The sequence below is a fragment of the Waterburya sp. genome (assembly GCF_058530065.1).
This window is the reverse complement of the sequence record NZ_JBZNBU010000107.1, coordinates 1-7809: the sequence shown is the minus strand read 5'-3', so window position 1 is coordinate 7809 and position 7809 is coordinate 1. Positions and strand designations below refer to the sequence as shown.

The 7809-nt window shown below is 39.7% G+C and carries 7 protein-coding genes and 1 pseudogene; 5 read left to right on the top strand and 3 right to left on the bottom strand.

Translation table 11 applies throughout. The annotated features are described in order from the left end of the window. The 3 genes and pseudogenes from AC33VI_RS07125 to pstB form a co-directional block, all read left to right on the top strand. Nucleotides 1-274: pseudogene (locus tag AC33VI_RS07125) on the top strand (phosphate ABC transporter permease subunit PstC); the annotation flags it as partial. A gap of 26 nt (nt 275-300) precedes the next feature. Then, nucleotides 301-1224 carry a phosphate ABC transporter permease PstA gene (gene pstA / locus AC33VI_RS07120; RefSeq protein WP_491781571.1) on the top strand — a complete coding sequence of 308 codons (924 nt, stop codon included), beginning with the start codon at nt 301-303 and terminating at the stop codon, nt 1222-1224. Then, the gene (pstB, locus tag AC33VI_RS07115) at nt 1218-2009 is read left to right on the top strand and encodes a phosphate ABC transporter ATP-binding protein PstB (protein WP_491781570.1); all 792 of its coding nucleotides are present in this window, start codon (nt 1218-1220) and stop codon (nt 2007-2009) included. The genes pstA and pstB overlap by 7 nt, the downstream gene beginning before the upstream one ends. Before the next feature lie 136 nt (nt 2010-2145). Here pstB and AC33VI_RS07110 read toward each other — a convergent pair whose 3' ends face one another. Further along, nucleotides 2146-2694 (bottom strand): ExbD/TolR family protein, encoded by a 549-nt coding sequence (locus AC33VI_RS07110; RefSeq protein ID WP_491781569.1) that lies wholly within the window; start codon nt 2692-2694, stop codon nt 2146-2148. 37 nt (nt 2695-2731) lie between these two features. Then, nucleotides 2732-3442, bottom strand: a complete 711-nt coding sequence (locus tag AC33VI_RS07105; protein ID WP_491781568.1) for a MotA/TolQ/ExbB proton channel family protein — start codon at nt 3440-3442, stop codon at nt 2732-2734. Between the two features lie 333 nt (nt 3443-3775). On the opposite strand from AC33VI_RS07105, the gene AC33VI_RS07100 reads away from it, so the two are divergent. Next, complete coding sequence (locus AC33VI_RS07100) at nt 3776-5059, top strand: serpin family protein (protein WP_491781567.1); 1284 nt, start codon at nt 3776-3778, stop codon at nt 5057-5059. 40 nt (nt 5060-5099) lie between these two features. Here AC33VI_RS07100 and AC33VI_RS07095 read toward each other — a convergent pair whose 3' ends face one another. Continuing rightward, a complete protein-coding gene (locus AC33VI_RS07095; RefSeq protein ID WP_491781566.1) occupies nt 5100-7211 on the bottom strand; it encodes a sensor histidine kinase in 2112 nt (703 codons plus the stop codon). Between the two features lie 92 nt (nt 7212-7303). Here AC33VI_RS07095 and AC33VI_RS07090 point away from each other — a divergent pair. Next, on the top strand, nt 7304-7809 hold a 506-nt coding region (locus tag AC33VI_RS07090), incomplete at its 3' end, for a RibD family protein (RefSeq protein ID WP_491781565.1).

Here is a 7809-nt window from a genome sequence, read left to right as displayed (position 1 = left end):
TAGTTCTTCCTATATTTTGGGTACATCTAGGGCAGTGGGAGAGACAATGATTGTGGCGATCGCAGCAGGGTTAAGACCTAATTTGACTTTTAATCCTTTCGATCAGGCTGCAACCATTACTTCTTATATTGCCCAAGTTAGTTTGGGGGATTTACCCCACGGCACTCTGGAATATCAGACGATCTTTGCTGCGGGACTAACTTTGGTTTTAATGACTTTGTTCTTAAACTTCCTCGGTCACTTCCTGGCTAAAAAATACCGCGAAATATATTAGATTACAGACTTTATTCTTTCACATCAATGTCTCAATCAGATCTTCAGAAAATGCGGGCTAATATTAATCGTCGTAAGTTGATTAATACTTTATTTGCTCTCATTGGAATCATAGTAATTACTATTGCCACCGTAATTCTGCTGACCTTAACAATTAAAATGGCAATTCAGGGGGCTGAGAGAATTACTCCTGAATTTTTTACTTCTTTTCCCAGCCGTCGCGCTTCTAGAGCAGGAATTCTCTCTGCTTGGGTAGGTACGCTTTTGGTCATGATCGTAACGGCATTTGCTGCTATTCCTTTAGGGGTAGCTTCGGGAGTATATCTTGAAGAATATGCGAAAAAAAACTGGCTAGCAGACTTAATTGAAATCAATGTAACCAATTTAGCTGGCGTTCCTTCTATTATCTATGGTTTGCTGGCATTAGGTTTATTTGTCTACGAATTAGGCTTAGGACAGAGTATCTTATCTGCTGGTTTAACTTTGGCGTTGCTAATCTTGCCTGTGGTAATTGTTACCACCAGAGAGTCAATTCGCGCCATCCCTAACAGTCTGCGGGAAGCTGCTTATGCTTTGGGTGCGAGCAAATGGCAAACTATTTGGGATCATATACTGCCCTATTCATTTGGTAGTATTTTGACGGGAGTAATTATTGGCTTGTCCAGAGCGATCGGTCAAACTGCCCCGATCATTACCATTGGCGCGTTAACCTTTATTGCTTTCTTGCCCGAACCTCCTGTTAGTAGCGAATTTCCCTTTATCTCTTTTCAATGGTTGCAATCTCCCTTTACAGTGATGCCCATTCAAATGTTTAACTGGGTATCTCGTCCCCAAGCTGCTTTTGAAATCAACGCGGCGGCGGCGGGTACTGTACTAATTTTTATGACTCTGGGCATTAATGCGATCGCAATTTTTCTCCGCTATCAACTACGTAAAGATATCAAATGGTAATTAATAATTCACAAGAACACGTTATTTCTATTCCCAAAGCAGAGGTAGCAGACCTCGATTTTTATTACGGTTCTTTTCACGCCCTGAAAAACATCAATATGACCGTCCCAGAGCATAGCGTTACGGCATTAATTGGACCTTCTGGTTGCGGTAAAACGACTTTTTTGCGCTGTTTCAATCGGATGCACGATCTTTATCCAGGCAATCGTTATGCTGGTGCTATTTGGCTGGACAAAGACACTAATATTCTGGGGCGCAAAATCGATCCCATTGAAGTGCGGATGCGGATTAGTATGGTGTTTCAAAAGCCCAACCCTTTTCCCAAATCGATCTACGAAAATGTTGCCTATGGCTTGAGAGTACGAGGCATCAACAATCGTCGTCTCATGGATGAAAAAGTAGAAGATGCCCTTAGAGGTGCCGCACTTTGGGATGAGGTTAAAGATCGTCTCAATGAATCGGCATATAATCTTTCAGGGGGACAGCAACAGCGTTTGTGTATCGCTCGTGCTTTGGTTGCAGACCCTGAAATCGTGTTGTTTGACGAGCCTACTTCTGCTCTAGATCCCATTGCTACCGCTAGTATCGAAGAATTGATGGGAATGCTCAAAGATAGGGTCACTATTTTGATCGTCACTCACAGTATGCAGCAAGCTGCTCGTATTTCCGACCATACAGCATTTATGTATCTTGGGGAGTTAATTGAGTTTGGCAGAACTAAAGATGTATTTAATAAACCTTTAAACAAGCAAACTGAAGATTATATTAGTGGCAGAATTGGATAATTATTTTTCTCATGATTGACTGGTTTTGAGTCAGAAGTTGTATTTACTGGATAATATTGGTTTTTTTCCTTGTAGAAACAATAATTCCGTCTATCGGCAATAGATGCGATCGCTTTGTTCCTGCTCTAGTGATTTACTATTGTCCAGGGGGTTGGGGAGGATTGGTAAAAGGATTAACGCTACCAGGAATAGCGGGATTGACTCCAGGAGTCGCAGGTTGAGTGGGTGCTTGAGAACCTTCGGGGAGTGTGGCCAAAGCCACGCGATCGCCTCCTACTTCTCGGAGTATATCGAGTACTTCTACTACTTCCCTGTAGGTAGAGTTTTTGGCTGCATACAGGGTCATCAAGCCATTGGGGTTAGCCTGATTATATTTTTTTATTTCCCAAGCCAAATCGCTACGACTGACGAGATCTTTATCTACATATAACTGACCGAGATCGTCTATGGTGACAATTAAAATATTCTGTAATTGAGGAGTACCAGTCTTAGCTTGAGGTAAATCTAAACTAATCGCCTGTTGGCGAGAAAAATTGACTGCTGCCAAAATAAAAAAAGTCAAAATACAGAAAATAACGTCAATTAACGGCAAAATTTCGATATTTGCTCCGCTAGATTGACTATCATCCTGCCAAAGTTTCATTGGCTGTATGGGTTTGGGTTTATATTTTCTTTTAGAACTCACAATAATTACTCGCTACTTGCTACTTACTACTTGCTACTTACTGATTGGGTGGTTTAATTTTAATAAAAGAATATTCGTCATCTCCTGGAATCACCCCTTCTACTGGATCTAATTCTCCCGATTCTAGTTTGCTCCAGCGATCGCGATACATAACCTCCAGACGACTTCCCATGCGACGCAAAATCCTGATTTGATTTACCCAAAAGGCTTGAAACAAGCGATAAAAACTCAAACTGATAATCGCTACTAATAAACCGACTGCGGTAGAAATCAATGATTCCCCAATACCCAGAGTTACTCCAGAAGAATCTGCTGTCCCCAAGTCACTAATTTTAATCGAACTCAAAGCTTGAATCAGACCCCATACCGTTCCAAACAAGCCTAATAAGGGAGAAAGAGCAATTATAGCCTCTAATACTTTATCTCCCTTACGCATTCTAGCTAATTGTTCTTCTGCTGCCGACTCTAGGGCAATGTGAAACATATCTGGATCTGGATCGGACATTTTGAAAGGAGAATAGACAAAACTGCCTAAAGGATGATTAATATATTCTTGAGCGATTTTGCCCACCAAATCCCAGTTTCTTTCGGCAGCTTCCATAATGCGGTTAAAGATTTTTTTCTCTTTAAAAACAACTCTTGACCAAAACAATAATCGCTCTAAAATCGTGGAGATTGATAAGATTGAAAGCAATAATAGGGGATACATTGAAATACCACCCTTTTCAATTATTTCCAGAAAATTCACGCTCTTTTATTACCTCCAGTAATATTTTGGCTAAAATTGTTTTTCAAACAGTTTATGTTATTACTACTTTAATCTTAGATATAGATAACATAGATTAAAACAAAATCCAGGTTAATTCATTCCAATCGCTTTAGTTATCGATTTAGAATCGATTATGGCTGAAGTTTTTCTAACATGGCTGACCAATCTATGTCCACAATATTCTATTGGCGAGATAGATTATCGTAGTGCTTGCTCTGGATAGTCTTTCAAGATAATATCCTTGGGGAACATAATATAAATAAAATTTGTCTTCATGCCCAAGCCTCTACACTATCTCAATCTATATTTCTAATGAATCGCAATACTACTTTAGGAACTCTTGGTGTCAGCTTACTGTTGGCTTTAGCAATTATGGCATCTCAACAAGAAGTTAATTCCATTGATTCAGATAAATTGAATACTTCCCCTACTTCGTCTTATCAACTTGTAGCCGAGAGAGAAACAATAGAAACTCAAATGAGTCGAGTAGCTAGTGCGAGTAATAGTTTTGGATTTAACTTATTTAGCCAAATTCAACAACAGCAGCCACAAGATAATCTGTTAATTTCCCCTAGTAGTATTGCGATCGCTTTAGCCATGACTAGAAGCGGTACAGATGGCGCAACTAAAATGGAATTGACCGATGTTTTGCAGTTAGAATCTTTAGAGCCTGATGCGATCGATCTTAGCTATGAGCAATTAATTGAGACTCTGAAAACTGCCGATCCTAATGTTACTTTGGCGATTGCTAATTCTCTGTGGATCAACAAAAATATTAGCCTCAAACAACAGTTTCTTAATGGGGCGCAGGATTTTTATCAAGCAAAAGTTAGCAATCTAGATTTTGCCGACTCTCGTAGTAAAAATATTATCAATGACTGGGTGGCAAAAAACACTAATAATAAAATTCCCGAAATTATTGATTCTACTTCTTCAGAAGACGCACTATATTTAATTAATGCGATTTACTTTAAGGGCATTTGGTCGAATAAATTCGATCTCGATCTAACTACCGATCTGCCTTTTCATACCACTCCCAATTCCGAGCGATCTATACCGATGATGAATCAAAAGGGAAATTATCGCTACTATCAAAGCGATCGCTTTCAGGCAGTCAGATTGCCCTATGGAGAAAAAGAAGAATTGGGAATGTATATTTTTCTCCCCGCTGAAAATAGTAGTCTGGCTGAATTCAACCAACAACTAAATAATGATAATTGGCAAGAATGGTTGAGTAAAATGCGATCGCAGTCAGGAGATATCACTATTCCTCGCTTTCAATTGGAATACGAACTAGATTTACCCGAATCATTATCTGCTTTAGGTTTGAATCAAATCTTCGCTCCTCAAAGTGCCAATTTTTCGGCTATGACAGATACTCCTGTAACAGTGGATAATATTAAGCACAAAACCTACATTGAAGTTAACGAAGAAGGTACTGAAGCAGCAGGAGTAACTTCTATTGGTATTCGCATTACCTCCCTTCAACCTGAAAATAATTCTTTCAACATGAACGTCAATCGTCCTTTCTTTTTGGCGATTCGCGATGATATTACCGAGACAATCGTCTTTATGGGGAATATTACCCAACCTTGAAAATATAACTTATAGATCGGACTACTTAACCTGAGTTCGGTTATGGATTTACTAAAGGTAGGGTTATTTTAACAGTAGTACCTTGATTTTCTCCCGCACTATATAAAGAAATAGAACCATTCATTAATTCCAGCAAGTTACGGGAAATAGCCAAGCCCAAACCAGTACCGCCGAATTTTCGGGTAGTCGAGCCATCCACCATGACAAAGGGGTTAAATAGTTTATCTTGTTGGCTTATATCGATACCAATCCCCGTATCTTCAACAATCAGGACTACTTCAGGATTGAGACTGCATGATTCGGATTCGGATAGATTTTGGCGATCGCCAATCGATAAGTGAGTAGCTTCTAGAGGAGAAATTTCACTGCGATAAAAATCATCACTGGATATTGTTTCAAGCTCTTCAAAATCACTTCTCTGGCTGCGATCGAGGGCATAAAAACGATCCTCTACCGATTTAAAATCTTTAGTTGGAGCGTTCGAGATGGTCTCTATACTGATTCTGCCACTGTCGGTAAACTTGACGGCATTACTAATAATATTGATCAAGACTTGTTTGAGTTTGGCAGGATCGGCTAAAACAAAAATATCTTCTTCCCATACAGGGGTTATTAACTCTAGTTTTTTTTGCTGAATAGAAACTAAGTGCAGATCGATTACTTCGTTGAGTATCTTCTTCAAATCTACTCTGGTCGTATTTACCGATACTTTGCCCGCTTCAATCTTAGAAATATCTAATACATCATTAATAATGCCCAACAAATGAATCGCTGCATCATCTGCCTGTTGTAAAAATTCTCGCTCCTCTTCTTTACTATCGCAATATTCATCTCGAACAATACGAATGCAATTAATGATACCGTTGAGGGGGGTTCTCAATTCGTGGGAAGTAGTAGCCAAAAATTCACTCTTCAATTTATTAGCAGCTTGGGCTTCTTTCCAAGCAGAAACAATTTCATCTCCCCAAGCCCGAAGTCTACTGACCATATCATTGAGGGCAACAGAAAGCTGATTGAATTCTCGAATTTGAAAATTCTCTGGCAGTTTTTGGGAATTAGAGCTTGATTCTTCTTCCTCAAGTCCTAAAGACGAACTACTATCTCCATGCAAACGCTCTTCCCGCAGAGAATAGTCGCGAATTTGTTCTAGAGGACGAGCCAATTCGCGGGATAAGTATAAAGTTACCAAAGAGCTAGCTGCAATTAATCCTAAAGTCATTCCTACCAAAGCTTGACGAATATCTTTTAGAGGTTCTAGGGCAGCATCGAGAGGACTAACTGCTAAAATGATCCACTGATCTCCCACTTCTTGAGTTATGGGAGAAGGAATTGCACTATATCCCGCTACAACTTCAACTCCATCATTTTCTAAATAAAATAGATGCAGAAAATCTGGTTTATCGGAGATCGCATTGTCGAGTAAAGTACTCAACCTGAGAGCATCGGGCATTTGTTTGATGTTACGTCCTACTCTCTGTTCAAAAGGATGAGCTAAAATAGTACCGTTGCGATCGATCACTACAGGGTAGCCTTCCAAAGATCCTGGTTCGGTAATTTCTTGGGTTAAAAGAGCCGATTGGACGCTCAAAGCATAGCGCAAATCCCCGTTGCGATCGTAAACTGGTGCGGTTAGCCACAACTTGAGTTGTTTGCGCAAGGGATTATCTGTAGTATTTTGCCCATCTCTAAGTAAAGAAGTCGAAGGCAAGAGGAGCTTAACACTTGTTTGAGAAGCAGTAGTTAAAATTCGCTGTTTCTTTTTTTTCCAACTACTACTTTCTAACTCAATTGGTTCTTGGCAAGTAGTGGCAGTAACTTGATTGAGAGTGAGATCGGTAATCTGAGCGCATAAAATTTCTGTGGGCAAAACTTCTTTGAGTTGATCGATTAATAATTCTGGATCGAGCATATCCGAACGAGAAATTGCCGCATCGCTAGCAGTAGCTAGATTACTCCGTAAAGCATCTATAGACTGTTTGACCAAATCTCCTTTTCTTACTGCACTTTCTGTTAAGTTTTGTCTGGCAGTTTCTAAAAAAGCAGAACGAGCTTTTCTATAAGTGACATAAACTCCAATCAACAAAATTGGAACGCTAACCAAAAGAATGCGCGAAAGTAATATTCGTCGGAAAGAAGATTGACCTGGTTTCATAAGAAAAGATCGAGGCGCACGCTTATACTATAACTATATCTCTATTGTTGTATTTGTATGATAGCCATTAGGTTAATTTACGGCACAAATATATGAATCATCAAACGGAAATTACTGTTATTTTAGCAATGACTGCTGATGGAAAGATAGCAGATCGAGCAGCAACTGCTGCCCGTTTTGGTTCGGCTAACGATAGACTGCATTTAGAAAAACAAGTTTCTTTAGTAGATGGTGTAATTTTTGGTGCGGGGACATTAAGAGCTTATGGAACTACCTTATCTGTATCCGATCCAGATTTAATAGCAGCTAGAAAAAAGCGATCGCAAGCCCCTCAACCAGTACAAATTATAGCTTCAGCATCGGGGGTTTTGGATTCTAGCTGGCGATTTTTCCAACAAGCAGTACCGCGATGGTTGCTCACTATTCCTAGTGGGGCGAAATTATGGCGCGACAGGCAAGAATTCGAGCGCATTATTTCTCTAGAACCCATCAATCATGACCGCTTATCGATTGATTGGCGATCTGCTTTGAGCCAATTGGGTCAACTAGGCTTATCTAAATTGGCGATCTTGGGTGGTGGAGAATTAGTTGCTTCTTT